Raw genomic sequence first — 24,147 nt, 5'->3', positions numbered from 1 at the left:
CACCGATTGATAGCTGGTCGGCCGTGATAAGCGTTTACTCTCGGATATCATCGGGATGTTATCCACTATTTGTATTTGTAACCCGACGACTAGACGCGGGCATCGAGACAGCAAGTCGACGTTATCAGTCCTGATCACTGTCAAAAGAACATAAATACTCTCCGGCGAAAGCGTTCGTAAGTAGTGTGATCTGTATTAAATTGGGGAAGAGTCCCCCCCTGTACCCACAGCAGCCGGCGCTGCGCGGGCGACGCGGTGCGGAATGACCGGTCGATCTGCCGCGGTCGTGGTCCTCGCCGCCGACACCGAATTGGAGTCGTCGATCCGCGCGGCGCTAGAGAGCGCCGCGTCAGACGTGCGAGTGATCACGCCGTCCCCGACAGAGTGGCGGGGGACGGTGTCTGCGTCCGCTGCGGACTGTATCGTCTGGGCGGGGGAGACCGCCGCGCCGGCCCCGGATTCAGTGTCCGATGCGACGGACACAGCCGGCGACACCGCATCCGTCGAGGCCGTCCGCGACGCCGCACCACACAGCGCGCTGATTCTGTACCCCGGGACGGCGGACCCGGAACTCGCCCGCAGCTCGACCGACCGCGGCTCGGTCCGGTACCTTCCGCGGTCGATCGACACCGACGAGCGCTCCCTCCTCGTGGACGCGGTCGAGACCGCGATCGAAGCGACCGAACGAGAGCAGTTGCTCGAAGAGCGCTGTAGCCTCCTCGCGCAGACGTCCGCGCTCGCTGACGTCGGCGGCTGGAAAGTCGACGCGGGACGACGGGAGGTCGAGTGGACCGCCGAGACCTACCGGCTCCACGGCGTCGATGAGTCGTTCGAGCCGACGGTCGACGAGTCCATCGGGTTTTACCTCCCGGCAGACAGAGGCGCCGTCCGCGACGACATCGAGAACGCGCTGGACGGCGAGCCGTTCGATTCGACCTATCGGCTCCGTCGGGCCGACGGCGAGGTGCGATGGGTCCGCTCCCGCGGGGAGCCGACCGTCGAGGACGGCGACGTCACGGGCGTCATCGGCTCGTTTCAGGACGTCACGCCGCGAAAGCATCGGGAGGAGGAGACACGTCGCTTCAAGCGGGCGGTCGAGGCCGCCGGCCACGCGATATTCATCACGAAGCGAAACGGGGAGATCACGTACGTCAATCCCGCGTTCGAGTCGATCACCGGCTACGACGCCGCCGAGGCGGTCGGGCGGGACCCCTCGATCCTCAAATCCGGCGAGATGGACCCCGAATACTACACCAACCTCTGGAGCACGGTCCTCGGCGGCGAGGTGTGGTCACAGCCGATCGTCAACGCGCGGAAGTCGGGCGAACACTACCACGCCTCCGAGACCATCGCGCCGATCGTCGGCGACGACGGCGCCGTCGAGGGGTTCGTCGCCATTCAGACTGACGTCACAGAGCAGGTCCACACGAAAGAACAGCTCGAGACGTTCCGCGAGATCGTCCACCGGCTCGAGGACCCCATTATGCTCCAGGGGCGCGACGGGACCTTCGATGTCGTGAACGACGCGGTCGCCGAGTACGCCGGGATACCCAAAGACCAGCTGATCGGCCTCGACGAGCGCGCGTTTATGAACGATACCGCGGCACAAGAGATCCAGCGGCGGAAGTCGCACGTACTGGAACGGGAACAGACGATCACCTACGAGGTCGATCCGGTGTTCCCGACGAAGGGCAAGCACTCGTTCGTGACGACCCGCTACCCCCACTACGACGAGGACGGCAGCGTCGACGGCACCGTCGCCATCTGTCGGGACATCACCGAACAGGCCGAGCGCGAGCACCAGCTACACGTCCTCGATCGCGTGCTCAGACACAACCTCTACAACAAGATGAACCTGATCCTCGGCCACGCGGAGATTCTCGAGTCGGGGACGAACACGACCCAACGCTCCGCCCGGAAGATCCGAGAGACCGGCGAGGAACTGGTCTCGCTCGCCGACAAGGAGCGGCGGATCGTCGACCTACTGACCGGCGGCTCGGTCCGCCAGCGAGTCGAGGTCTGTGCACTCCTCGAGGAGATCGTCACAGAGCGCCGGGAGGCCCACCCCGACCACGACATCTCAGTCGACTGCCCCGAACCGTTCGAGGTCCAAGCGATCCCGGAGATCCGCGAGGCGATCTCGGAGCTGATCGAGAACGCGATCATCCACGCCGAGGAGTCGCCGCGGGTGTCTGTCGCGGTCGCCCGCGAGGGCGAGCGAATCGTCGTCACCATCACCGACACGGGGCCCGGGATCCCCGAGATGGAACGGAAGGCCGCACAGGGAGTGACGGACATCACGCAGCTGTTTCACGGCTCCGGGCTGGGTCTGCAGTTCGTCTATCACGCGGCGAAGCGCTCCGGTGGATCGCTTCGCTTCGCGTCGCCCGCGCCGGACGGATCCGGGACGAGCGCGGCGAAAAACGGCGTAGGGACCGACGGCGACGCGATCGGGGCGATCGTCGAGCTTCACCTCCCGGTGCCGGACGGGACGGGCGGAGACGAGGCGACGGACGCCGCCGTCTCAGACGCCGATCCGACAGCAGAGGCGGCGGACAGCCGATCCAACCGCGCAGACGCCACGGCGTCGTCGGCGAAGCCGTCGAGTGAGACGCGCCGGAACGACTGACCGACCGAACGGCTCGGGGACCCGCGCCGAGGTCGCTCGGGAACCCGCGCCGAAGTCACTCGCGGTCGATACCGTGGTCACTCGCGGGCGACAGACGCGTCACAGGGGTCACTCGTCGGAGACTGACGCGTCCGCAAAGTGCGCTTCGAGCGCCTCCGCGACGATGTCGCCGGGGTCACAGTTCTCGAGGGAGGCGCGACGCCGAAGCTCCCGGTAAACGTCGATCGGAAGCGACACTTCGAGCCGACCGAGTTCGATCCCACGGGCGGCGAGCGCGTCGACGGCGGTCGTCTCCCCGTCGATCTCGCTCGCGATCCGCCGGACCTGGCGCACCGTGAGATCCGCGTCGACGACGGCCCACGCGAGGTCGAACCGATCGACGCCGGAGACGCGGGCGATGTGCTTTGCGGCCGTCGGCGCGATGTCCCCCCGGGCGACGTGCCGGCGGATCGCCTGCGGGAGGTCGTGAACGCGCGCCCACTTGCGGACGAACGAGACGGAGACGTCGCCGCCGGCGCGCTCGACGGCCTCCTTGTAGGAGCCGACGCCCCTGACGAGCGCCGCACAGGCGGCCGCGCCGCGGAGCATATACACGTTGTCGGCGGCGCCGACGGTGTTCTCCGAGAACGCCCGGACGGTTTCGGCGGCCTCGGCGACGCTCTCGGGGTCGTCCGGGTCGAACCCGACCGCCCGCTCGGCGCGCTCGCCCGTGACGGCGGGGTCCGCGCGGACGACGGGCGCGCCCACGGGCTCTTCGCGGTCGGCGGGCAGTCGTCGACCGCGACCGGGGGCGTCGTCAGTCATCTTCGCATCCACGTAGCGAGTCCGCCATTAAAAGGCTCTCCCTGCGGCAGACGGGGCGGACGTCCGGCGCTACTCCTCGCGGCTGTCCGAGAGGTGCTCCCAGATCTCGGTGCAGCCCGCCCCGTCGGCGAGATCGTCGAGGTGGCCGTACGACGCATCGTCGCGGTCGTCGGTCGGTTCGGCCCGCTCGTCGGTCGGTTCGGCCCGCTCGTCGGTCGGTTCGGCTCGGTCGTCGTCTTCGGCGTCCATCGTGAGGCTCATCGGAGATCCGTGGCGGGAGTGCGGTCGGTTCCGGCGCGCTGTGCTGTGCTCTCGGCGGACTTCGGCTCGGCCGCACCCGCGTCGTAGAGTTCGGGAGCGACGTCCACCGAGGCGTGTTGCCGCCGGCCGGTCGGGGTGCGATCGGTCGATGCGCGTTCGTCTGTGGGGACCGGATCGGTCATCGATCCTCCGTAAGACCCCGTCCCGCATAAGCGACGCTTCCGGAGTAAATCGGACCCCTACTCCCGGATACCGGAATTCCGTTCCGGCATCTACGACGCCGTGTTCGACGGCGAATCGAACGACTGCGACGGGATCTCTCGCCCCGTCGGCGTCACCGACAGCGACGACCGTTGTGACCGTCGTCAAAGAGTGGTCCTTCGAGCGCGTACGGGGGCGTGTGACGACTCGACTGCGCATCCTCGACGACGGCGCGTGGCTCTCTGTCGACGACGAGCGGCGGGTGAGCGTGAGCGAGCTCTGGCGGCTCGACGCGTCGGCGTTCTGCGACTGTGACCTCGCCGATCTGGTCGTCGAGAACTTCCAAGAAGTGGGCGTCGACGGCCGGTCCGTCGAGGTGCGCGTCTACGGCCAGTGCATCGCCTGCGGGGCGAAATCGACGACTGACTGGGTCCCCGTGGGTCGGATCGTCGACGGCGAATACGTCGATCGCGGGCGCGAGGGCGTGCTCCGCACGCGCGGCGCGAAGAACCGGAAATACTCGCCTGAGAGCGGGAGCAGCGGGAAGGGTTGACGGCACGCGTTCCTCTTTGAAGGTGGGGACACTGTACCTGATAAGGATGCCAACGGACGTCGAGCAGTGGAAATCCGAGGTGTACGGAAACGAGATCCGAGAGCACCTCTTCCGGTTCGCGGAGGAGGGCTTCGAGACCATCCCCGACGACGAGCGCGACGCGTGGTTCGAGCGCTTCAAGTGGTGGGGACTGTACCACCAGCGGAACGGGCAAGAGGGGTACTTCATGATGCGGATCGGGACGCCGAACGGGTTGCTGGAACCGGGACAGCTCCGCGTCGTCGGCGAGATCGCCGACGAGTACGCGCGGGGCCCGGGGACGAATCCGATCTTCGGCGACGCCTACGCCGACTACACCACCCGACAGGCGATTCAGCTCCACTGGATCGAGCTCTCCGACGTTCCGGCGATCTTCGAGAAGATGGAGGAGAACGGGCTGTCCACCCAGCAGGCCTGCGGCGACTCCTGGCGGAACATTGTCGGCAACCCCGTCGCCGGCAAGGACGGTCAGGAGGTCATCGACGCCTGGCCGGTCATCCGCGAGCTCAACGAGACGTTCAAGGGCAACGAGGACCACTCGAACCTCCCGCGGAAGTGGAAGGTCTCCGTGACGGGCTCCGCCGACGGCTCAGGGCAGGGCGACATCAACGACCTCGCCTTCGAGCCGGCGTACAAGGAGGTCGCGGGCGAGGACGTCGTCGGCTTCAACGTCCGCGTCGGCGGCGGTCTCTCGCGCAACGAGCCGCGCTTCGCCCGCGACATCGACGTGTGGGTCAGCCCGGAGAACGTCTCCGCGGTCGCGGGCGGCATCTCGGCGCTCTTCCGCGACTACGGCGACCGCGAGGACCGCTACAACGCCCGCGTCAAGTTCCTCGTCGACGAGTGGGGCGCAGAGAAGGTCCGCGAGACGCTCCAATCGGAGTACGTCGACTTCGAGCTTCACACCGCCGGCCGCGACGTCCGCGAGGAGTACACCTACAACACCGGCGCGGGCGAGCGGAACGACCTCGTCGGCGTTCACGAACAGAAAGACGGGCGGTACTTCGTCGGGCTGAACGTCCTCGTCGGCCGGATGGGCGCCGAGGAGGTCCTCGAGCTCGCGGATCTCGCCGAGGAGTACGGCTCCGGCGAAGTGCGGCTCTCCCAGCGACAGAACGTCATCGTGACCGACGTCCCCGAGTCCGAACTCGACGATTTCCTCGCGGAGGACCTCCTCGAACACTACTCGCCGGATCCCTCGCCGTTCATGCGCGGCTCCGTCGCCTGTACGGGCACGGAGTTCTGTTCGCTCTCGATCGTCGAGACGAAGAACCGGCAGGTGCGCTTCGCGCGCTGGCTGAAGCAGAACGTCGACCTCCCGGAGGGCGTCGATGAGTTCCACGTCCACCTCTCGGGCTGTACGGCCTCCTGTGCACAGCCGCAGATCGCCGACGTGAGCCTCCGCGGGATGAAAACGAGAAAGGACGGCGAGGCCGTCGAGGCGCTCGATATCGGCCTCGGCGGGGGACTCGGAGACGAGCCGCAGTTCGCGCGCTGGGTGACCCAGCGCGTCCCCGTCGACGAGGTCCCCGGAGCCATCGCGAACCTGATCGAGTCCTTCGCCGCCGAGCGCGAGGAGGGCGAGTCCTTCCGCGCGTTCGTCGCCCGCCACGACGACGAGGAACTCGACGCGTTCGTCGAGCCCGAGGAGACGGACTACGAGGACCCGATGATGCACAACACGAAGCTGACGTGGTACCCCTACGCGGCGGACGACTCGATGGACGCGGCGCCACCGACGCCCGGGGACGACTGATACGTATCGTTCTGTCTGTGTACCGGTGAGCGTCCACCCGGTTGACGGCGGTCACCGCGACGAGACGGGAACAATCAGTATGAGCCGCGACGCAGGACGTTCGATTCCCGGCGCGGAACCGCTCTTCGGAGGCGACACCGACTTACTCCCGGCCGTGCGAGAGATACCCAATGCCTAACCGACTACTCAGGGTGAACGCCTACACGACGCTCGATCTCGTCGATGCGGCGGCTCGCGGACACGACTTCGAGGACGAGGCGGTCGGCGTGTTGAACGTCACGTCCCCGAGGGAGAACCCCGATCACGTGACGCTCCAGCTCGAGCTCGACAACGCTCACCTTGAGTCCCTTCCCGCCCACGCGGACGAGGTGACGCTCTCGGCGGCGGAGGCGCGGACACTCGCGGACGCGCTGCGGTCGCACGCAGAGAAGGTCGAGGCGAACGCCGACGAGGCTGCCGACTCGAACGAGTGACGCGGGCGAGCATCGGTTCCGACCGCGCGCTGCGAGCGCCGCCGATAGCGATCACAGCCCCCAGATCGTAACGATTCCGACGGTCGCGACCACCGAGAGGAGCAACTGGAGCGGCCCACCGACGCGGACGAAGTCGGCGAACTCGTAGCCGCCGGGGCCGTACACCATCAGGTTCGTCTGGTAGCCGACGGGCGTCACGAACGAGGTCGCGGAGGCGAACATCGCCGCCAGCAGGAACGAGAACTCGTTCGCGCCGAGGCGGGCGGCCGCGTCGACCGCGACGGGGATCGCGAGGACGACGGTCGCGACCGGAGTGATGACGCTCGCGAGCAGCCCGACGGCCACGTAGAGGACGAACATAACGGCCACGAGCGGCAGGACGTCCCCGGTCGCGACGAGCAGTTCGGCCAGCAGCGCGGCGCCGCCGGTCGAATCGAGCGCGAGCCCGAGCGGGATGACCCCCGCAAGGAGGAAGACGATGTTCCAAGAGACGGCGTCGTAGGCGTCCGCGGTCGTGAGACAGCCCGTCAGGACCATCGCCACGACACCGCCGAGCGCGGCGATCACGATCGGCAGGAGATCCAACGCCGCGACCGCGACGACGCCGAGGAGGATCCCGACCGCGATCGGGGCGTTCGGTGCGACCGGTGGCCGCGCGGTACCGCCGTCGTCGGAGGCGACCCCGCGCTCGTCGTCAGAGTCGGCCTCCCGTTCGCCGTCCCGAGGCGGCTCCGAGGGCTCGTCGACGACGACGAGATCGCCCGTGTCGGCGAAGTACCCGATCGACGCCGGCGTGGTCCGAACCAAGAGCAGGTCGCCGGCCTGCAGCGTCAGCTCACTGAGCTCCGTTCGGCGCAGTTCGCCGGCGCGACGGACCGCCAGCACCGTCGTCCGGTGGTACTCCTCGAGTCCCGTCTCCGCGACGGTCTCGTCCACGTAGCGTGAGTGATCGGGGACAACCGCCCGAGCCAAGGTCCCGTCCGTCGCCGACGATTCGAAGGTGTCCTCGGTGACGGGTTCCCGGACGAGGTGGCTCACATCCGCGTCCTCTCGGAACCGGTTGACGGCCTGAAGCGAGCCGTGAACGACGAGTACGTCGCCCGCCTCGATCGGCGTCCTCGCGTGCGGTCCCGCCTGCGCGTTCCCATCGCGGCGAAGCTGGAGGACGCGGATCTCCGGGTAGCCCGCGTCGAAGGCGTTGAGCGACGCTCCGACAGCCGCCGAGTCCGCTTTCACGCGGACGAACGCGAGGTGGTCGGACAGGTCGAACTCCGCGACGCGGTCGGCGTCGACAGGGATTCGAGCGGGAGTGAGCCACCGCCCGACCGTCAGGAGGTACGCCGTCCCGACGAGCAGCAGCACGACCCCGAGACCGGTGAACTCGAACATCCCGATGCCGTCGCGGCCGTCGATGAGCAGGCGAGCGAAGTCGCTCGCGAGGATGTTCGTCGAGGTCCCAATGAGCGTGAGCGTCCCGCCGAGGATCGCGGCGTAAGACAGCGGCAAGAGGAGCTTCGAGGGACTCGTGTTCGTCCGCTCGGCCAAGTCCGTGATCATTGGGATGAAGATGGCGACCACCGGCGTGTTGTTGATGACGCCCGCGATGGGCCCCGTGGTCCCGACTGTCGCGACGAGCGCGCGGTACTCGCTCCCGTCGACGAGGTCAGCGAGTACCGCGCCGAGACGCTTGATCAGCCCCGTCTCTTGGATGCCGGCGCTGAGCATATACATCGCGATGATCGTGACGGTCGCGGGGTTCGCGAACCCGGAGATAGCGGCCCGCGGCCCGACGCCGGTCCACGGTTCGAGAATCACGAGCGCGGCGATGATCCCGATCGCGGTGACGTCGCTCGGGACCACCTCCGTGACGAACGCGACGAGAGCGAGAACGACCAGCGCGAAGACGACCGCCACGCCCGGGATCCCGAAAAGCGGCATACTCACTTCGAGTGTGTCCGTGGCGGATATACGTTTCGTGGTCACCGCCGCGGTCCGGAGTCGCCGCGGACGTCGCAACCGGTGACTGGCCGCTCGAAAGCACCTTCGAAACCGAACTCTCAATCCGAGAAACAGTCGATTTCGAAGTGCGAACCGAAGTAAGGGAGCGCCCCGTAGCAACGAACGGTGATGGCTATGCCAGAGAGAGACGCGATCCAGTGGCTCGTCGGCGCGCTCGTCGTTCTCGGTGTGCTCCTGCTCGCCGGCCCGCTCCTGTTCGGAATGTCCGGCGGGGCGTGGGCCGGCGGGATGTGGGGGCCGATGTACGACGGCGGGATGTGGAGGCCGATGTACGACGGCGGGATGTGGGGGCCGATGCACGACGGCGGGGGCGGCGGAACCGTCTGGTGGGTCGTCGTACTGCTGTGGCGGCTACTGCTGCTCGTGACTCTCGTCGGCGGCGGCTACGTGCTCTACCGCGCAGCCTCGGGCGACCGAGGTGAGACAGCCGATCGACGGGATCCGGCGATGGAAGAGCTACGAGGCGCCTACGCCCGCGGCGACATCTCCGAGGAGGAGTACGAGCGACGCCGGGAACGACTCCGAAGAGAGTAGCGTGGGGACCGCTCGACCGCTACGCCGACGCCTCGTAGCCCGCGTCGTCGACCGCGGCGACGAGCGACGAGACGTCGGCGTCGCCCGCGACGGTCGCCGACCCGGACTCGCGATCGACCGTCACCGACTCCACACCCGGAACCGACAGGAGGGCGTCCTCGACGGTCTGTTCGCAGTGGTCACAGCTCATTCCCGAGACCGAGATCGTTCGTGTCGAAGCCATCGGTGTATCCTTGGTCCCGGGAAAGTAAGTCCGTTCCCGTTTTTTTATTCCCAGTTAGATCACCCAAGAAGCTTCGAAACCAAAGTCGAAGGGGAAACGGACTTGGTCCCGGCTCACGAACGTCGGGTATGTCAACGCTCGACGAAACCGACGTTCGAATCCTCGAACTGCTCGTCGCGGACGGCCGCCGCCCCTACAGCGACATCGCCGAGGCGGTCGACCTCTCGCCGCCGGCGGTCTCCGACCGGATCGAACGGCTCCGCGAGTCGGGCGTCATCCGGCGCTTCACGGTCGATATCGACCGCTCACAGCTCCGGGCCGGCGTGCCCGTCCTCGTGACGCTCGAACTGCCCGCGGACGCGGTCGAGGACGTTCGCGACGACGTGCTCGAGGCGGACGCGGTCGAACACGTCTTCGTCACCGCCGAGGGCGACGTCGTGTTTCACGGCCGCCTGCGCGCCGACGCCGTCCGCGCGCAGCTCGGCCGCCTCGTCGACCTCTCTCTCGTCGACGACTACGAGGTGACCGTCGTCGGCGACGTCGAGTGGTCGCCGGCGGTCGGCGGCGCGGAGTTCGCGCTGTCGTGTGCGGAGTGCGGAAACACCGTCACTAGCGAGGGGCGCAGCGAACGCCTCGGCGGCGAGCGGTACCACTTCTGTTGTCCCTCGTGTCTGGCGCAGTTCCGCGAACGATACGAACGGTTCGAGGCCGACGCCGCGTGAGCGACGTAAATCCGACGCGGTCGGTCGGTCGGTTCGCACACCCGAACGGATTTGCCGCCGGAGGTCGAACTCGGCGTCGATGACCAAAGTCAACGTCTCCCTTCCCGCGGAGGCGGAAGCGAACGTCGAGTCGTTCATCGACGAAGTGGACGAGCGGCTCGCCTCGGACGAGGACACCTGCCGCGTCGTCACGGAGATACTCGTCGACCTCCACGGGGACCGCGGGGCGTACGACCGCTGGCAGGCCGGCGAGGACGTCTCGGCCGCCGAGCGCGTCCGGCTCCAGGGGTACGACCCCTGCAACGCGACGCTGGAGTCGGAGTACTACGCCGAGAAGGACGAATCGCGGTTCGAGCGCTCGAAGTACCTCCAGTGGCTCTGGCGGCAGTTCGACGCCACTCCGATGGCCGACAACGTGGCGTTCGCCCACCGGTTCCGACAGATGCTCGCCGGGCACCTCTTCGCGGAGTGCGGCGACGACTGCCGGTTCTTCAAGGGGATCACGTTCACCTACGGCCACAACATCTCCGTCGGCGACAACGTCGTGATCCACGACGACGTCCACCTCGACGACCGCGGCGAGCTGGAAATCGGCGATCGCGCCTCGATCTCGGACAACGTCCACCTCTACAGCCACGACCACGACGTCGTCGACCAGACCGACGTCTCGAACTACCGCACGATCGTCGGCGACGACGCCCGCGTCACCTACGACGCGATGGTGCGTGCGGGGTGTCGCGTCGGCGAGAACGCCGTCGTCGGCGCGCGCTCGGTCGTGCAGGGCGACGTCCCGGACCACCATATCGCGGCCGGGATCCCCGCGAAGAGCCTGAAGGTGAAACCCGGCTGGGAGGACGTCGCCGAGCCGGTCGAGGACAGCCTCACCAACCGTCAGTCCGAGCGGAAACTCGACTACGACCTCCCTGCGGACCTCGACACGTTCGACGAGTTCGAGCGGGATCGGACTGCCCCAAACACGCCGGAGTGACTGACTGTTCGTTGTGACGAGCGGGGCGGTACCATCCGTCGAGTTCGCCGGCGAGTGGTGATCCGAAGACAATCACACCGACTGGTGGAATTCGAGCGCCAGCCGGGAGTCCCGCGAGCGACGCGAGCGGGACGTCGGATCCGATTCCCGGCGTAACGCCTTCACTTGTCGTATGATCCCCCACAGAATGCGCCAGCCGGGAGTCCCGCGAGCGACGCGAGCGGGACGTCGGCTGGCGGATTTTTCTGCCGAGCGAAGCGAGGATGAAAAATGCGCCAGCCGGGAATTGAACCCGGGCTAGTGGCTTGGGAAGCCACTGTCCTGCCACTGGACCACTGGCGCGCGTCGCACGCGGACCGGTCCGCCTCCACTCGAAACAGAGCCCCAGGCTCAACTTAAGTATGACGAATGGACCGAACAGGGCTCAGACCGCGTCGAGCCGGTAGAACAGCGCCTCGAAGTCCTCGCCGTCGAGATCCGCCATATGCGCCTCCGACTGGCGCCGCAGGGACTCGATCTCCGATTCGAGCTGTCGGTACCGCTCGTCGGATTCGAGCTCGAAGTCGGGCTTTTCGGCCTCCAGCGCCTCGCGCTTCGAGAGTTTCATAAAGAACTCACGGAGGGTCTCGGTGTACTCGGAGCGGCGGAGCAGCCGGTCGATGACGTCGTTGAGATCAGTCTGTCCGACGGGCTTCGTGAGATAGGCGTCGAAGCCCATCTTCAGGATGTCGAAGTCCGGGTCGACAGCGGTGATCATCGCGACGGTACAGTCGGGATACCGCTCGCGGATCCGTTCGAGCACCTCGTCGCCGGACATCCCGGGCATCCGGCGGTCGAGAAGGACCACGTCGACGGACTCATCGAGCAGTTCGAGCGCGCTCGTGCCGTCGTTGGCCGTCTGGACGATGTGTTCCGCCTCCAGCCAAGACGCGTAGAGGTCGGCGAGATCGGGCTCGTCGTCGACGATCAGGACGTGGGGATGGGCGCTCATACTATCGGTACAACCGTCTTATTATTGGGTCGTCGAGGTGATAAGTCTACTCCCTTTCCGTCGCTGACTTCGAAATTTGTCAAGACTTATTGTATATCTCTCACAGTATTTCGTATGCGCGACGAAGAGGAGGAATCATCCGCAGCCGACGACGAGCCCTCTTCGTCCCTTTCGGACCTCGCAGACCGGATCAAGGCGGGAGCCCCTCGGGCGGACGAGTCCACGGACGCCGATGCCGACGCCGGCGACTCCGAGGAGAACACGCCGCTGTCGCAGCTCGCGGACTCCCTCCAAGGCCGACGGACGGACGAGGAAGCACTCGGTGACGAGGAGGCGGACGCCGGCGAGTGGGACTTCGTCCGGGGCGAGACGGCCGGCGGCGCGGCCGCGCTCGACCCGAAGACCGAGGCCGTCCTGGAGTTGATCGGCGACGCGTCGAACGTGCTCATCTCCGGCCCCGGCGACTCCCCCTCCGAAGAGGGCCTGTGCTCCCGGTTGATGGCGTCTCGGACGGACGAGCCCGTCAACCTCTTGGTGATCACGATCACGGAGACGCCGAGTCAGCGGCTCTCGGTGCTCGAAAACTACCTCGACGGGCCGGTCGGCGAAACCGCGGTCATCGACGTGCGGAACTACAACCGGGAGTCGAACTACGACCAGTACGACGGCCCGGTCGACATCCGGACCGTCACGAACGCGCAGGACCTCCGCCGCATCGGCATCATCACCAGCAAACAGCTCACGAAGTGGGAGGAGAAGCCGGGCGAGACGACGGTGTGTTTTCACTCGCTCTCGGACCTCCTCAGCCTCACCGGCGACCGCCAGCGCGTGTTCCGTTTTCTACACGTCCTCCGCGGTCGAGTGCAGGCGGCCGGCGCGCGCGCACACTACCACCTCGACCCCGAGCAGCACCCCGACGAGTCGGTGCGGTCCTTCGAGTCGCTGTTCGATACGGTGATCACGTTCGACGAAGACGGCTCCGTCTCGCTCCTGTGAGTTCTGAAATCGCGGTCAGTCGTCGGCGCCGTCTCCCTCCTGTCGTTGGAGGTCACTCAGGTCGCCGAACGGCGACTCGAACGCCGTGTCCGGTCCGCGTTCATCCCCGTCGCCGGCGTCATCGCGCTCGGCGGCCGTCCCGTCGCTCGCGTCCTCGGCGGCGTTCGGTGTGCCGATCTGAATCCGCGTCTGCGGGTCGTTCCCGTCCCGACCAGCGGCGTCGGTGCCGGCGCCGTCGTGGTCGCTCTCGGGGCGCTCGGACGTCTGGGGTGGCGGCTCGCCGATCCCGGAGAAGTCCACGGCCGGGTCGGCGGGGGACGCCGCCGGCTGCCGTGCCGGCGACGTGTCCGAGCGTTCCGCCGGGGGAGCCTGTCGCGCCGCCGAGGGGACGCCGCCGTCCTCCTCGGTGGTGACGACGTAGTCTGTGAAAACCAGCCACCGATCCCGCGCGTCGACGCCGGAAAGCGGCGCGTCGCAGTCGGGACAGGACGCATGTTCGAGCAGGCCGAGGTCGATCTCGGTCCCGCAAGACTCACACTCGCCTGCGCGAACGCCGAGCGCCGCCGCCTCTTCCTTGAGCGATCGCAGCGCCGCGCGCTCGGCGCGAAGCCGCGAGAGCTCCGCCTCGTATCGCTCCTCTGCGCTGGAAAGGTGGGCGTCCAGTTCGTCGGTCTGAGAGACGAGGTACTCGAGAATCGTCTGGAGGCTGTCGAACTCAGAGTCGAGCCACCTCCGGACCTGCTGTTGCTCGTCCGCGAGCGACCGCTGCTCGTCCGCCAGCGACGCCTGCCGATCGGTGAGGTCCGCCTCCAACGACTCGATCCGGTCGGCGAGCGCGTCGTGCTCGGATTCGAGGGCGTCGTGCGCGGACGTCGCGTCGGCCTCCAGTTCGTCCAGATCGGCTTCGATCCGCGTCAGCCGCGCCGCCAGCGAGTCGGCGAACTCGTCCAGCGATTGTCCGCGGTCGGTCTCGCGCTCGAGCCGCTCTGTGAGCGACTCGACCCGGTCGGCGAGCGCGTCGATCCGGTCGTCCGCGGGGGCGTCTCCCGAACGCCCGCCACTGGGCGGTTCCTCGCTCTCGACGGGGTCGAGCCCCGAACCGGCGGGCGGCGTTCCGGTCCTCGACTCGCCGCTCGGGGCGCGTCCCGAGCGGTCGCCCCCCGGCGTGTGGCCGATCCGCGGGGCAGATCGGGGGTCGTCGTCCGATGAGCGCGAGCGGCTTCTGTCGGACCCCGGATCGCTCCCTCCGGAGTCGTCGAGTAGCTGCATCATCTCGTTGAGCGTCCAGTACGAGGAGATCAGCCGATCGAACAGCTCCTCGCGAGAGATTCCCTGACTCTTGGCCTGTTGGTCTAGCCACTCCTCGAACGACGTCGTCGAGGGGGTGCCATCGCCGCGGTCGGGAAACTCGTCTGACATAACGGCGCCTATCCTACAGAGCTATTATTCGGCGAGGACAAAAGTTTTGTTGCCACTGCGGCCATATCCGGCGTGATGTCCGCCGCTCCACGGTGTTCGACCGCCCGCAGTTTCGGAGGCACCCCCGCCAATGGCGCTTGAACACCGCCTCAAACTGTTCATCAGCGAGAACCACCGCCTCGTCGTGGGGGCGTTCGTGGTCCTCGGGGTGCTCTGTCTCGTCGGGGCGGGATACGTCTTCAGCACGCCCACGACGCAGACGGTCACCGAGGAGACGGACCAACAGGCGTTCAGCACGCAGACGTACTCGAGCGCGCTCGTCACGCGGCCGAGCGCGCTCTACGAGCAGGGCGAACGGCTCGAGAACCGCTCCGTGTACTTCCTGTCGGCGTCGCCGTCGATGACGCTCGATATGACCACGAGCGTGCCGGCGGGCGAGCCCGTGCAGGTCGCCCAGCGCCTCGAACTGGAGGTCCGCGGCGTCCGCGACGGCGAGCCGTTCTATCAGTCGACGCGGACCATCGTCGACACGGACCGGACGGTCGAAGACGGCCGGGCGGCCGCTTCGGAGACGCTGAACGTCTCGGCGCTCAATCAGGAACTGGCGGCGATACAACAGGAGGTCCAATCAGTCGGGCAGTTTCAGCTCCGCTTGGTGATGGAGGCGACCTACCGGACGGAGTCCTACGAGGGAACGCTCCGGGCGAGTGCCCCCTTCGTGATCGACGAGGTGGCGTACTACGTCGACGGATCGCTCGTCGCCGAGGAAACCGAGTCGACGCCCGCGCAGCGACAGATCACGCAGCCGCCGGACCCCCTCGAATACGGCGCCCTCGGGGCGCTCGGGCTCCTGTTCTTCGGCGCCGCCGCCGTCGTGACGCGGATCGAAAACCACGTCGACCCCGAGGAGCTCCGGACGAGGATCGTGCACGACCAGCACGCCGAGTGGATCTCCCGCGGCGAGTTCCCCACCAACTCCGAGAAGCAGTACATCTCGATCCTGACGCTCGAGGACCTCGTCGACGTCGCCATCGACACCAACCGCCGCGTGATCCACGATCCCCAGATCGACGCCTACGCCGTGATCGACGGCTCGGAGATCTACTACTACGCCCTGGAGGACGTCGAGGCCGACGAGTGGCTCGGGATCTGATAGCGGATTCGCGAACCTGTCGAGAGAGCCGGGCGGCGTACCTCTCGGAGCGGCGACACACATAAGCCGTCGACCGCCCCAGATACGGCAGACGGGGAATGAGTCTGCGATCATCGGCTGGAAGCGTCCTGACGGCCGTGCTCGTACTCGTGCTGATCGCGATGTTCGTCGGACAGCAGCTCGGCCAGCCGATTCTCCTCGGGTTCGTCGTGACGGGCAGCATGTCGCCCACGCTCGAACCCGGCGACGGATTCGTCGCGGTTCCCCCCGCGCTCGCCGGCGATATCGAGGACGGCGACGTGGTGACGTTCGACGCACAGGAGCTCGAGGGGGGCGGACTGACGACGCACCGAATCGTCGGGCGAACCGACGAGGGGTACATCACCCGCGGTGACGCGAACCCCTTCACCGACCAAGACAGCGACGAGCCACCGGTACAGGAGTCGCAGATCGCCGCCGTGGCCCTGCAGGTGAACGGCGAGGTCGTCGTGCTTCCGAATCTGGGGACCGCCGCGATGGCGATGCAGGAGGGCGTCGGGTTCGTCGTCGGGATTGTCGCCGGAGTTCCCGGGATGGGCGGCCTCGCCGACGGCGACCTCGGGACGATGATGCTGGTGGGCGGCGGAGCGCTGTTGCTGTACAGCTTCGCCGTCGACTCCGTGTCGTCGGGGCGCGGACGGGACAGCCGGTCGACCTCCCGAGGCGGGGTGATTCGGGCCTCCGTCGTGCTCTTGGTCATCCTGTCGCTGATCGTCGTCCCGATCACGGCGAGTATGGTGCTGCCCTCCGGCACCGACGACATCACGATCGTGAGTTCGGACGCCCCGAGCGAGAGCCCGACCGTGATCCAGCGGGGCGGCAGCGAGACCGTCGACTACGAGATCACCAACAGCGGGTACATCACCCGCGTCGCCATCATCGAGCCCGCCAGTACCGGCGTGGTCATAGACCAGACGACGCACGTGGTCTCGAGGGGGCAAACGAGCGGGACGACCGCGACGATCTACGCGCCAGAGGAGACGGGGACGTACGTCCGCTCGATCTCCGAGTGGCAGTACGTCCGCCTCCTCCCGGTTCCGGTGATCGTCCGGCTGCACGCGATTCACCCGTTCGTGGTCGTCGCCGCGATCGATCTGGCCGTGATCGTCGCGCTGTCGACGGTGTTCGTCGTCGCCGTCGGGCTGGAACCGCTCCGGCTCCGCTCGCGGTCGCGGAACGTCTCGCTCGGCGAGTGGCTCAGGCGGAAGCTGTGAACGGAGAGGGTGAGAGCGGGGAAGCCGAGAAAGCGAAGAAAGCGATCGACTGCGGGATCAGTTACTCGACGTCTCGGCGGTGATCGTGAGGTCGATCTCCGCGCTGTCGCTGATGTCGGAGATACCGCTGTCGAGCAGGTCGACCTCGACGCCGAAGGTCACGCTGTTACCGGGGGTGAGATCGCTGTCCAAGAGGTTCGTCGAGCCGTCGGCGTCGATCGTCGTGCTCCCGGACGTGATCTTTAGCGCGGCCTCGTGGCCGCTGTCGTTGTTGGTTCCGGTGACCGAAAACGTGAACGTCAGGCTCGCGACGTCCTGTGTCCCGTTGTTTGCGACCTGAACGAGGTTCTCGAACCGCGTGCGAGCGTTCTGGTTCAGCCCGCTCGCGGCGCCGTTGTTGCTGTCGGTTCCGTCGAGGTTGATCTGGATCGTGTCGCCGGAGTCATCGACGTAGGCGCTGTCGCCGCGCGCAGGAGTGAGTGCGAGGAACGCATTGGCGTCGCCCGCGGTCGACACGCTCACCGTCCGCTGTGCCTCGACCGTCGTGAACGCGCCCGTCCCGATCAGCGCGCCGCCGCCGGCGACCAGTCCACCGAGTCCGACCAGAACCGTTCGTCTGCTTGCCATACCTCGTAGTTACCCCCTTCCCACTTTGTATTAGGTCGCTTGAAGATGCTTCATCGGTGATTGAACGCGGTATCGTCCGGCCTGAACGTGTGGTCGGCCGCTCGGGACGCGCTTCAAGCCCGGCTTTCCCCGGGGAAAAGCCGCACAATACAAAGGGCTGTGGGACCGTGAGGGTACTCAGAGGGGCGGGGAGGACGACTCACCGGATCGGTCGGCGCATCGTGCCCTCGCCGACGGGAAGCGCACCGCCCGTCACCCACGCCGTTCGACGGCGCCACAGACACTATGCTCAACCGACGACAGGTCACGCTGGCTATCGCGTCCGCCGCCCTCGGGGGAGCGGTTGCCTCCGCGGGGGCGTTCACCTCCGGGAGCAGCGCCGCCGCGGACATGCGCGTCGTCGTGGTCTCAGAGCTCGCGCTCACTCCCGCCCGCGACGACGAGGCGTACGTCGAGACGGACGAGGAGGGAGAGGTGACGGAGATCGTCCTGAAGACGCTGAATCAGCGGGCGGACTCCCAGTTCGACCGCATCGCTCTGCTCACGAACAACGGCGACGTGACGGTCGATCAGGTCGAGTTCGAGTTCGAGGTGACGGACGCGAGCGGCGAGCGCGAGGACGTGCGGGAGACGCTCCGCGTCACCGCCGACGGTCCGGTCACCACCGACGGGGGCGTGCACACGCTGCTCGAATCCAGCGAGGAGACGCTGGCTCCCGGCGACAGCGCCGAGTTCGGTGTCGCGGTGAACCTGCTCGCGGAACGCGCCCCCGGGGGGATCTCGGATCTGCCGGACGAGCAGTTCGACGTGACGCTTCACGTCCGGGCGATTCGGACGTAGCGCCTCAGCAGGCGCTCTGGGGCGTGACCGTGCCGCCGACGGCAGAACAGTCCGAGACCGAGACATCGCTCGAGTTCTGAATCGTGAGGTCGCCGCCGATCCCCCCGCCGCTATCGAGATCGATCGACACCTCGCCGGACGTGTCGACGACGGCGTTGCCGGTGATCGAGGAGCCGCCGCCGTCGACGCCGATCGAGGCATCGCCCGCGGACTGCACCACGACGCCGCCGTCGATCGTCGCGCCGTCGTCAATCTCGACGGTCACCCCGCCGTCGGTCTCGAACGTGGCTCCGCTGTGGACGGTCGATCCACCGCCGCCCATCGAGAGCGTCGACTCGTCGGCCCCGGTGACGACGATCCCGCCGCCGACGGACGAACTGCCGGCGATCTCGATGTCGACGTCGCCGGCGGTGTCGACGTGGAGTTCCCCGCCGATGGACGTGCTGCCCGACAGCGTCACCGAGACGTCGGTATCGGTCTCGACGCGCACGTCGCCGTCGACCGACGAACTGCCGGTGAGCGTCAGGTCGACCGCGCCGCCCGCGACGACGTCGACCGACCCCCCGACGGTGCCGTTGCCGTCGACGGAGACGCCCACGTCGCCGGTCGATTCGACGTCGAGGGAGCCGGAGATCCCGGCGCTCCCGGTCGTGGTGACGTCGACGTCACCGCGGGCGTCGATCGTCGTCGCCCCGACAGAGGAGCTCCCCTCGATCTCGAGTGAGACGCCGTCCCCGGCCGTGAGCGACTGCTCCCCGCCGACCGAGCCGCCGCGCGCGACGGAGACGTCGAGTTCGCCGCTGTCGGCGACGCAGAGGCCGCCCTCGATGGCGCTGTTGACGTCGACGGTGACGTCCCCGCCGGCGTCGAGTTGGACGGGGCCCCCGATCGTCGAGCCGCCGCCGGACGCGAACTCGATGTCGTCGGACGACTCGAGCCGGAGGTAGTCGGCGATCGTCGCCCCTCCCCGGACGGCCAGCGACGTCTCGTCGCCCGACGTGACGTCGACCGCGCCGCCGATAGTCACGCCGCCGCCGATCCGTTCGTCGAACTCATCCCCGGTGTCGACGACGACGCTGCACTCGGTCTGGCCCCACTGCGGGACCGAATCGACGGTGCACTCGGTGGGCAGCGGGAGGGGGTTACAGACGGGGGCAGCGCCGGCCCGACAGCTGAGCTGGACCGAGCGCGTGAACTCGACGGACTCCTGCGGGCCGGAGACGCTGACGGACACGTCGACGGACTGCTGGCGGTCGGTCGAACACGCGAGCGGCGCTTCGATCGCCCCGGATTCGCCCGGATCGAGCCGGTCCGGCGTCTGGAGGGCCGCGGTGTCGAGCGGCGGGTTCGACGGGCCGACGATCGACGCCGAAATCGACGTCAGCGGGCTATCGAAGCGGTTGGTCAGCGTGAGCAGCGTGACGGTCGCCCCGTCGTCGCCGGACTGCGCCGTCGCGTCGATCCCGACGAGCGCGGCGTCGTCGGTGGTGCTGCCGATCTCGAAGGGCCGACGGCCGGCGATCGAATCGAACGCGCCGGTGGTGTAGTAATCGATCGTCCCGACGCCCCCCACCCCGAACAGGAGTAACAGGGTGCGTCGGCTGATCGGCCCCCCGGAGCCGCCCCGACTGCGCGTTCGTTTACGTGCCATAGGTTCCCGGTCTGACGGCGCAGCGACTGTGACGCGCTACGCCCTCGGAGTGGTCCCACACGGTCCGTCGGCCCGTACTCACGGGGGTACTACGTCCCCAAGCCCTATTGTATTGGTGTGCCTGAAACCCGAAACGAGCGGTGAGGCGGGGACGACGCCCGAGCATCGTCACGGCGGCCGGTCGAACCGATCGAGTCGGTACCGGCGGTTCTGGACGACCTGTGCGATCGAGGAGAACAGAAACGCCGCGAAGACGATCGTCGCCCAGCCGACGACCGGGATCGTCTCGGTCGGGACGAGATCGAGCCAGATACCGGCGAGCACGACGCCCGCGAGGAGCGAGAGCCCGAGGTAGTAGACGCCCCACGGGATCGACTTCGCCGGGACGATGTCGAGGTAGATGTCCAGCTCCTCGGCGTCCTCGGTGAGGACGATCTCGTCGCCGTCGTAGTCGATGATCCCGGCGTCGGCCAGCCGGTCGAGGTGCGTCTGCTGGAGCGAGGTGTACACCCGCTTTCGCTCCGCGGAGGTGAGCTCTGCGATCTCTTTGTCCTGCTCCCACGCGGCGACCTGCTCGGCGAGGTCCGAGAGCGTCACCGGCCCGTCCGCGCGCTTGCAGAAGTGGATGACGTACCGGCGCCGGTGGTTGCTCAGGAGGTCGTAGAGCTCGTTCTTCTCGGGCGTGTCGAACTTCTGCTGCCGGGAGAGCGACATCAGGGGCCGCTCCTCGACAGCGGCGATGGCAGTCGACCACACTGCATACGTGAGCAGTCTCTGAACTGTTCCACATATAGCTGTTCATACGATCGGGGGCGCGACGGCGCGGTTCGCGTCGGTAATGGGGGGACCACGGTGGGAGAGGACGGGAGATAGCGCTCCTCGACTACGCCGAGCTCTGCTCCTTGCTGCCGACGGTGATCGAACTGAGCAGCTGGAAGTCCACCAGCCCCTCGCTGAACGGACTGGCGCCACCGGCGTTCGAGGCGAACGTCGAGACCTGGTCGCTGTCGAGCGTCACCGTCAGATCGACGTCGAGCGTGTCGCCGGGAGTCAATTCGATCCAGTTCGCGGGGTCTTCGGCGCTGTCGGGAGACGACGGCGAAACGAGAGTGCTATCGCTGTTGTCTTGGAACTTGAATATCGACTGCACGTCGTCTTTCCCGATGACGTCGGTCCCGGAATTATAGAAGTCACTCGACGACGCCGTCCAGTCCTCGGACCCGTCGAAGGCGTATCCCCCCTCGTAGTTGATCCCGACCTCCTCGGTAGTCGTGCCGTCGTTCGAGATCTGGAGGAAGTTACTGAGCGTGTCCGGACTCGCTGAGTTGTCCTTGTTCTGGTACGCCAATTGGACCGAGAGACTGCCGTTCTCGTTGTCATCGGCCCACGCTACGGGCAGATCATCCGGGTTCAGCGCGCTCCAGTCCGTGATCTCGGATCCGCTGGGGTTGGCAGGGTCGTAACTCGAGATAACGTAGCTTTCACTGTTATTTTTGAATGCCGTCCCCCGCCTGACGTTGAGGTCGCCCGCGGCGACGACTCGGAAGTCAGAACTCGGAGACGTTTCGTCGCTGAACGCCGCAGACGTGAAGGACGCCCCGCTCCCGGTCGCGAGAAGTCCGATGCCGAGTACCATCTTGCGTCGCGATAGATCGACCATTTCTCGCTTCACCCGTAGACCGGATACCACTTAATCGTAGGTAGCTTGAGGATGCTACAAGCCGGTCCTGAAGCCCTTAACGACTCATTAACGAGGATATCCCTCCCGTGGTGTGGTACCGAGGGTCAGTGTCTTGCCGCGTCGGTGCTCGCTCTCACCGCACCCCGCAACGGGCGAACGCGGTCAGCCGGAAGCCGTCTGTCGAACGGTCGCCTGTGGACGCTCGTAGTTACGAGATCGTCATTATTCGTCACAGAACACAATGTTCGTCCACCGATACGCCGCAACGGGTGGGTATTAGTTCCCCGAGACGGTACGAGTCGGTGATGACTCCGAATCAATCGGTCCTCTCGGCGGACGCGCCGCTGGACCTCCGGCTCTCCGAGGCCGAACTCGAGGCGACCGTCGACCACCTCACGTCGTTCCTGGAAGGCGTCGTCGACGACGCCGGCGCGGAGGGCGCGGTGCTCGGACTCTCCGGCGGCATCGACAGCACGACGGTCGCCTATCTGGCCGTCGAGGCGCTCGGCGCGGAGCGCGTCCACGGGCTCGTGATGCCGAGCGTGGTGAACGCCGAGGACAACATGAGTGACGCCGAGTGGGTCGCCCGAGAGCTCGGAATGCCCTACGACGTGATCGAGATCCAGCCCATCGCGGAGACGTTCTTCGACGCGTTCCCGGAGGCCGCAGACGATCGGACGGCCGCCGGGAACGTCTACGTCCGCACGCGGGCGATCCTGAATTACTTCGTGGCGAACCACAAGGACCGGATCGTCCTCGGGACGGGCAACCGCTCGGAGGCGCTGACGGGATACTTCACGAAGTACGGCGACGGCGCGGTCGACTGCCACCCGATCGGCAACCTCTACAAACAGCAGGTCCGGCAGCTCGCCGCCCATCTGGGCGCGCCCGAGGAGCTGGTGATGAAGACCCCCTCCGCGGAGATGTGGGAGGGACAGACCGACGAAGCGGAGATGGGCGTCGGATACGACACGCTCGATGCGATCCTCGCGCTCCACGTGGACGGCCCGCTGTCGACCGCCGCCACCGTCCGGCACCTCGGCGTCACCGAGGCGCAGGTCGAGCGCGTCGTCGAACTGTACGAGCGCAGCGCGCACAAGCGGTCGACGCCGCCCGCGCCCGACCCGCTGCATTTGTAGCGTCCGTCGGCGCTCGCCGCCGTCTCCGCGACCGAGTCACGCGTCAGCCGCCGGGCCACCGCTCCGCGAGCGTCCGGTAGAGCCGTCGACACCGCACCAGCGCGTCGATCGAGACGCTCTCGGTCGCCGTGTGGGCCTCGCCGGGTTCGGACGCGCCGGCGACGACGCAGGTCGTCCCCGCGGCGGCGAGCCACCCGGCGTCGGTCGCGTGCGGCTTCGTCACCAGTTCGGGCGTCGCCGCCTGCGCCGCGTCGGCCGCGGCGAGCGCCGCGTCGGCGAAGTCGGCGTCGTCGCACGCCATCGGCGGCAGGTCCTGTTCGACCGTCCAGCGGGCGCCGTCGACGCCCTCGACGCGGTCGAGCGGCGCGCGCGATCCCGGGACCGTTCGCTCGTCCACCGTCACCGTGCACTCCTCGGGGACGACGTTCCACGCCGACCCGCCGTCGATCCCGGTGACGACGACGCTGCCCCGAACGCGCTCGCCGAGTACTGTCGCCTCTGGCGCGTCGAGGGCGCGGACGACGTCGACGGCGTCGCAGGCGCGGTAGACGGCGTTCTCGCCCGCTTCGGGCTCGCTCGCGTGCGCGGCCGTCCCCCGCGCCGTGATCGTCGAACCGCGGCGACCCCGGTGGGCGACGACGACATCGGTCTGGTCGTCGCCCGCGTAGTTGGTCGATCCCTCGCCCACGACGGCGTAGTCGGGCGCGAAGCCGTCTTCGATGGCGGCGCGCGCACCCACGCCGCCCTGTTCCTCCCCCACGAAGGAGGCGAAGACCAGCTCGCCGGCGGGGTCGGCGTCGCGGAAGGCGAGCATCGCGGCCGCCAGCGATCCCTTCATATCCGCCGTCCCGCGGCCGTACATCCGCCCGTCGCGCGCTTCGACGACGTACGCCGGGGCGTCGTCCCCGCCGCGCGTGTAGATCTGCGAGTCGTCGGGGGCGACGACGTCGTGGTGGCCGACGAGCGCCAGCGAAGGCGTCCCGTCGGCGTCGCCGCGGCGGGCGATGACGTTCCCGTGTCCGTCGCGCGTCACGTCCCCGTCAGTCTCCTCGCACAGCCACGACTCGACGGCGTCGCCCGCGACCGTCTCGTCCTCGTGGCTCGGGATCGAGACGAGCCGTCGGGTCAGTGCCACCAGTTCGGTCCGGTCCGCGCTCACACGCGAACGTGGTGCGTCTCAGTAGAAAAAGCTCCG

General features: G+C 67.6%; 24 protein-coding genes and 1 tRNA gene. 12 read left to right on the top strand and 13 right to left on the bottom strand.

Annotation, left to right across the window (positions count from 1 at the left end; translation table 11 throughout):
• The first annotated feature begins 262 nt into the window (after positions 1-262).
• Positions 263-2,629 carry a PAS domain S-box protein gene (locus tag ACT3HL_RS00500; protein WP_445084854.1) on the top strand — a complete coding sequence of 789 codons (2,367 nt, stop codon included), beginning with the start codon at positions 263-265 and terminating at the stop codon, positions 2,627-2,629.
• 108 nt (positions 2,630-2,737) lie between these two features.
• On the opposite strand, the gene ACT3HL_RS00495 is transcribed toward ACT3HL_RS00500, so the two are convergent.
• The 3 genes from ACT3HL_RS00495 to ACT3HL_RS00485 form a co-directional block, all read right to left on the bottom strand.
• Positions 2,738-3,433 (bottom strand): DUF7119 family protein, encoded by a 696-nt coding sequence (locus ACT3HL_RS00495; RefSeq protein WP_445084853.1) that lies wholly within the window; start codon positions 3,431-3,433, stop codon positions 2,738-2,740.
• A 69-nt stretch (positions 3,434-3,502) separates the two neighbouring features.
• Positions 3,503-3,694 (bottom strand): hypothetical protein, encoded by a 192-nt coding sequence (locus ACT3HL_RS00490; RefSeq protein WP_445084852.1) that lies wholly within the window; start codon positions 3,692-3,694, stop codon positions 3,503-3,505.
• The gene (locus ACT3HL_RS00485; protein ID WP_445084851.1) at positions 3,691-3,876 is read right to left on the bottom strand and encodes a hypothetical protein; all 186 of its coding nucleotides are present in this window, start codon (positions 3,874-3,876) and stop codon (positions 3,691-3,693) included. The genes ACT3HL_RS00490 and ACT3HL_RS00485 overlap by 4 nt, the downstream gene beginning before the upstream one ends.
• A 218-nt stretch (positions 3,877-4,094) precedes the next feature.
• Here ACT3HL_RS00485 and ACT3HL_RS00480 point away from each other — a divergent pair, with 218 nt between their 5' ends.
• From ACT3HL_RS00480 to ACT3HL_RS00470, 3 genes are all read left to right on the top strand, one after another.
• Positions 4,095-4,448 carry a hypothetical protein gene (locus tag ACT3HL_RS00480; protein WP_445084850.1) on the top strand — a complete coding sequence of 118 codons (354 nt, stop codon included), beginning with the start codon at positions 4,095-4,097 and terminating at the stop codon, positions 4,446-4,448.
• Positions 4,449-4,494: 46 nt separating this feature from the next.
• On the top strand, positions 4,495-6,243 hold the full coding sequence (locus ACT3HL_RS00475; RefSeq protein ID WP_445084849.1) for a nitrite/sulfite reductase: 1,749 nt from the start codon (positions 4,495-4,497) through the stop codon (positions 6,241-6,243).
• A gap of 170 nt (positions 6,244-6,413) precedes the next feature.
• Entirely contained in the window at positions 6,414-6,716 is a 303-nt protein-coding gene (locus tag ACT3HL_RS00470; RefSeq protein ID WP_445084848.1) for a DUF6360 family protein, read from the top strand.
• A gap of 51 nt (positions 6,717-6,767) precedes the next feature.
• Here the strand turns inward: ACT3HL_RS00470 and ACT3HL_RS00465 are convergent, their stop codons facing one another.
• The gene (locus tag ACT3HL_RS00465) at positions 6,768-8,654 is read right to left on the bottom strand and encodes an SLC13 family permease (RefSeq protein ID WP_445084847.1); all 1,887 of its coding nucleotides are present in this window, start codon (positions 8,652-8,654) and stop codon (positions 6,768-6,770) included.
• Positions 8,655-8,849: 195 nt separating this feature from the next.
• Between ACT3HL_RS00465 and ACT3HL_RS00460 the strand changes: the two genes are divergently transcribed.
• Complete coding sequence (locus tag ACT3HL_RS00460) at positions 8,850-9,269, top strand: SHOCT domain-containing protein (RefSeq protein WP_445084846.1); 420 nt, start codon at positions 8,850-8,852, stop codon at positions 9,267-9,269.
• 19 nt (positions 9,270-9,288) lie between these two features.
• On the opposite strand, the gene ACT3HL_RS00455 is transcribed toward ACT3HL_RS00460, so the two are convergent.
• Positions 9,289-9,492: a CopZ family metallochaperone gene (locus ACT3HL_RS00455; protein WP_445084845.1), complete on the bottom strand. Its 204-nt coding sequence runs from the start codon at positions 9,490-9,492 to the stop codon at positions 9,289-9,291.
• 128 nt (positions 9,493-9,620) lie between these two features.
• Here ACT3HL_RS00455 and ACT3HL_RS00450 point away from each other — a divergent pair, with 128 nt between their 5' ends.
• Together ACT3HL_RS00450 and ACT3HL_RS00445 are read left to right on the top strand one after the other, a co-directional pair.
• A complete protein-coding gene (locus ACT3HL_RS00450) occupies positions 9,621-10,214 on the top strand; it encodes an AsnC family transcriptional regulator (protein ID WP_445084844.1) in 594 nt (197 codons plus the stop codon).
• Between the two features lie 79 nt (positions 10,215-10,293).
• On the top strand, positions 10,294-11,202 hold the full coding sequence (locus tag ACT3HL_RS00445) for an acyltransferase (RefSeq protein ID WP_445084843.1): 909 nt from the start codon (positions 10,294-10,296) through the stop codon (positions 11,200-11,202).
• A gap of 271 nt (positions 11,203-11,473) precedes the next feature.
• Here ACT3HL_RS00445 and ACT3HL_RS00440 read toward each other — a convergent pair.
• Positions 11,474-11,544, bottom strand: a tRNA-Gly gene (locus ACT3HL_RS00440).
• Positions 11,545-11,626: 82 nt separating this feature from the next.
• Positions 11,627-12,193 carry a response regulator gene (locus ACT3HL_RS00435; RefSeq protein ID WP_445084842.1) on the bottom strand — a complete coding sequence of 189 codons (567 nt, stop codon included), beginning with the start codon at positions 12,191-12,193 and terminating at the stop codon, positions 11,627-11,629.
• A 114-nt stretch (positions 12,194-12,307) separates the two neighbouring features.
• Here ACT3HL_RS00435 and ACT3HL_RS00430 point away from each other — a divergent pair, with 114 nt between their 5' ends.
• A complete protein-coding gene (locus ACT3HL_RS00430; protein WP_445084841.1) occupies positions 12,308-13,189 on the top strand; it encodes a DUF7504 family protein in 882 nt (293 codons plus the stop codon).
• A 15-nt stretch (positions 13,190-13,204) separates the two neighbouring features.
• On the opposite strand, the gene ACT3HL_RS00425 is transcribed toward ACT3HL_RS00430, so the two are convergent.
• Positions 13,205-14,608: a hypothetical protein gene (locus ACT3HL_RS00425; protein ID WP_445084840.1), complete on the bottom strand. Its 1,404-nt coding sequence runs from the start codon at positions 14,606-14,608 to the stop codon at positions 13,205-13,207.
• 130 nt (positions 14,609-14,738) lie between these two features.
• On the opposite strand from ACT3HL_RS00425, the gene ACT3HL_RS00420 reads away from it, so the two are divergent.
• Entirely contained in the window at positions 14,739-15,761 is a 1,023-nt protein-coding gene (locus ACT3HL_RS00420; protein ID WP_445084839.1) for a DUF5305 family protein, read from the top strand.
• A gap of 98 nt (positions 15,762-15,859) precedes the next feature.
• Complete coding sequence (locus tag ACT3HL_RS00415; RefSeq protein ID WP_445084838.1) at positions 15,860-17,014, top strand: signal peptidase I; 1,155 nt, start codon at positions 15,860-15,862, stop codon at positions 17,012-17,014.
• A gap of 57 nt (positions 17,015-17,071) precedes the next feature.
• Here ACT3HL_RS00415 and ACT3HL_RS00410 read toward each other — a convergent pair whose 3' ends face one another.
• Positions 17,072-17,641: a hypothetical protein gene (locus ACT3HL_RS00410; RefSeq protein WP_445084837.1), complete on the bottom strand. Its 570-nt coding sequence runs from the start codon at positions 17,639-17,641 to the stop codon at positions 17,072-17,074.
• A 285-nt stretch (positions 17,642-17,926) separates the two neighbouring features.
• Between ACT3HL_RS00410 and ACT3HL_RS00405 the strand changes: the two genes are divergently transcribed.
• Positions 17,927-18,481, top strand: coding sequence for a hypothetical protein (locus tag ACT3HL_RS00405; protein WP_445084836.1), 555 nt, complete (start codon positions 17,927-17,929; stop codon positions 18,479-18,481).
• Positions 18,482-18,485: 4 nt separating this feature from the next.
• Here the strand turns inward: ACT3HL_RS00405 and ACT3HL_RS00400 are convergent, their stop codons facing one another.
• The 3 genes from ACT3HL_RS00400 to ACT3HL_RS00390 all read right to left on the bottom strand — a co-directional run bounded on the left by ACT3HL_RS00400 (position 18,486) and on the right by ACT3HL_RS00390 (position 21,792).
• Entirely contained in the window at positions 18,486-20,132 is a 1,647-nt protein-coding gene (locus tag ACT3HL_RS00400) for a hypothetical protein (protein ID WP_445084835.1), read from the bottom strand.
• 168 nt (positions 20,133-20,300) lie between these two features.
• Positions 20,301-20,846: a DUF7344 domain-containing protein gene (locus ACT3HL_RS00395; RefSeq protein WP_445084834.1), complete on the bottom strand. Its 546-nt coding sequence runs from the start codon at positions 20,844-20,846 to the stop codon at positions 20,301-20,303.
• A 169-nt stretch (positions 20,847-21,015) separates the two neighbouring features.
• On the bottom strand, positions 21,016-21,792 hold the full coding sequence (locus ACT3HL_RS00390; protein WP_445084833.1) for a hypothetical protein: 777 nt from the start codon (positions 21,790-21,792) through the stop codon (positions 21,016-21,018).
• A gap of 326 nt (positions 21,793-22,118) precedes the next feature.
• Here ACT3HL_RS00390 and ACT3HL_RS00385 point away from each other — a divergent pair, with 326 nt between their 5' ends.
• A complete protein-coding gene (locus ACT3HL_RS00385) occupies positions 22,119-22,952 on the top strand; it encodes an NAD+ synthase (protein ID WP_445084832.1) in 834 nt (277 codons plus the stop codon).
• Positions 22,953-22,995: 43 nt separating this feature from the next.
• Here the strand turns inward: ACT3HL_RS00385 and ACT3HL_RS00380 are convergent, their stop codons facing one another.
• Positions 22,996-24,111: a M20/M25/M40 family metallo-hydrolase gene (locus tag ACT3HL_RS00380; RefSeq protein WP_445084831.1), complete on the bottom strand. Its 1,116-nt coding sequence runs from the start codon at positions 24,109-24,111 to the stop codon at positions 22,996-22,998.
• Between the last annotated feature and the right edge of the window lie 36 nt (positions 24,112-24,147).

This window comes from Halobellus sp. GM3 (assembly GCF_052545375.1).
The sequence above is the reverse complement of the archived record's forward strand: the minus strand, read 5'-3'. Positions and strand labels throughout refer to the sequence as shown.